Origin of the sequence: Methylobacterium segetis, from assembly GCF_004348265.1 — a bacterium.
GTDB classification, from domain to species: domain Bacteria; phylum Pseudomonadota; class Alphaproteobacteria; order Rhizobiales; family Beijerinckiaceae; genus Methylobacterium; species Methylobacterium segetis.
Genome location: NZ_SMNT01000248.1, coordinates 1 through 1971, shown reverse-complemented (window position 1 = coordinate 1971; position 1971 = coordinate 1). Strand labels below are relative to the sequence as shown.

Sequence of the window (1971 nt, the reverse complement as noted above, 5' to 3'; positions counted from 1 at the left end):
GGCGGCAGCGAGGATCCCGAGCCCGGCTCTGCCCTCAACTGACCGCTCACGAACTCATTCCAGGCCCTTGGCCGCTCAGGATCATCAAGCGATGCCGATCAACGTCCTGATGCCCGCCCTCTCGCCCACGATGGAGAAGGGCAACCTCGCCAAGTGGCTCAAGAAGGAGGGCGACGCGGTCAAGTCCGGCGATGTGCTGGCGGAGATCGAGACCGACAAGGCCACGATGGAGGTCGAGGCCATCGACGAGGGCGTGCTCGCCAAGATCCTGATCCAGGAAGGGACCGAGGGCGTCGCCGTCAACACGCCGATCGCGATCATCGCGGAGGAGGGCGAGGACGTCTCGGCGGCCGCCTCCTCGGGGGGCAAGCCGAAGGGCAACGGCGCCGATGCGGGCGGCCAGCCGGCGCCCGCACCCGACATGCAGGCGGAGGGGCAGGCGCAGAAGCCCGCCCCCGAGGCCAAGAGCGGCGAGGATGCGCCGCGCGCGCCCGCCGCCCCCGCCACCATCACCAACAAGGCTCCGGCCCCGGTGATGGAGGAATTCCCCGCCGGCACCGAGATGGTGACGACGACGGTGCGCGAGGCGCTCCGCGACGCGATGGCCGAGGAGATGCGCCGGGACGAGGACGTCTTCGTGATGGGCGAGGAGGTCGCCGAGTATCAGGGCGCCTACAAGATCACGCAGGGGCTGCTGCAGGAATTCGGCGCGCGGCGCGTGGTCGACACACCGATCACCGAGCACGGCTTTGCCGGCATCGGCGTCGGCGCGGCCTATACGGGCCTGAAGCCGATCGTCGAGTTCATGACGTTCAATTTCGCCATGCAGGCGATCGACCACATCATCAACTCGGCCGCCAAGACCCTCTACATGTCGGGCGGCCAGCTCGGCTGCCCGATCGTGTTCCGGGGGCCGAACGGCGCCGCCGCGCGTGTCGGCGCCCAGCACAGCCACGATTACGCGGCCTGGTACTCGAACGTGCCGGGACTGAAGGTCATCGCGCCCTACACGGCCTCCGACGCCAAGGGGCTCCTCAAGGCCGCGATCCGCGACCCGAACCCGGTGATCTTTCTCGAGAACGAGATCCTCTACGGCCAATCCTTCCCGGTGCCGAAGCTCGACGACTTCGTGCTGCCGATCGGCAAGGCGCGCATCCACCGCCAGGGCTCGGACGTCACCATCGTCTCCTTCGCGATCGGCATGACCTACGCGCTCAAGGCCGCGCAGGCGCTGGCCGAGCAGGGCATCGAGGCCGAGGTGATCGACCTGCGCACGATCCGGCCGATGGACACGGACACGGTGGTGGAATCCGTCAAGAAGACCGGCCGCTGCGTCACGGTGGAGGAGGGCTTCCCGCAATCGGGCGTCGGCGCCGAGATCGCGGCGCGCCTGATGGTCGACGCCTTCGACTATCTCGACGCGCCGGTCCTGCGCATCACCGGCAAGGACGTGCCGATGCCCTACGCGGCGAATCTCGAGAAGCTCGCGCTGCCGACCGTGGCCGAGGTGGTCGAGGCCGCGAAAAGCGTCTGCTACAAGTAAGATGAAGGATTTCCAGGAACTCTCCCCGCCTCCCGACGCCCTCGAGAAGGGCGGCGTCGAGGTCCTGCGCGCCAGCGTCGTCGACGGGGCGGTCAGCATCGCCCTGCGCCGCTCCTTCGACGACCCCTTCACCTGGGGCGTGCTCCTGATCGACCTCGCCCGTCACGCGGCCCGCATCTACGCGCTCGAGACCGGCCTCACCGAGGAGGAGGCCTTCGCGCAGATCCGGGAGGGTCTCGCCTCCGGCGGCAGCGAGGATCCCGAGCCCGGCTCTGCCCTCAACTGACCGCTCACGAACTCATTCCAGGCCCTTGGCCGCTCAGGATCATCAAGCGATGCCGACCTCGACGTCGCGCAGGAGTGGCGTCACCGTGTCGGGCCAGGGGTCGCCGAAGCCCTCCGGCCCAGCCTCCGGCGTTCCGAGCCGC

The 1971-nt window shown here is 68.9% G+C and carries 2 protein-coding genes; both read left to right on the top strand.

The window, feature by feature from the left end:
* Positions 1-91 precede the first annotated feature (91 nt).
* On the top strand, positions 92-1543 hold the full coding sequence (locus tag E1J50_RS26455) for a pyruvate dehydrogenase complex E1 component subunit beta (protein WP_132257236.1): 1452 nt from the start codon (positions 92-94) through the stop codon (positions 1541-1543).
* Between the two features lies 1 nt (position 1544).
* Positions 1545-1829, top strand: a complete 285-nt coding sequence (locus E1J50_RS26450) for a DUF5076 domain-containing protein (protein ID WP_132254998.1) — start codon at positions 1545-1547, stop codon at positions 1827-1829.
* Positions 1830-1971 lie beyond the last annotated feature (142 nt).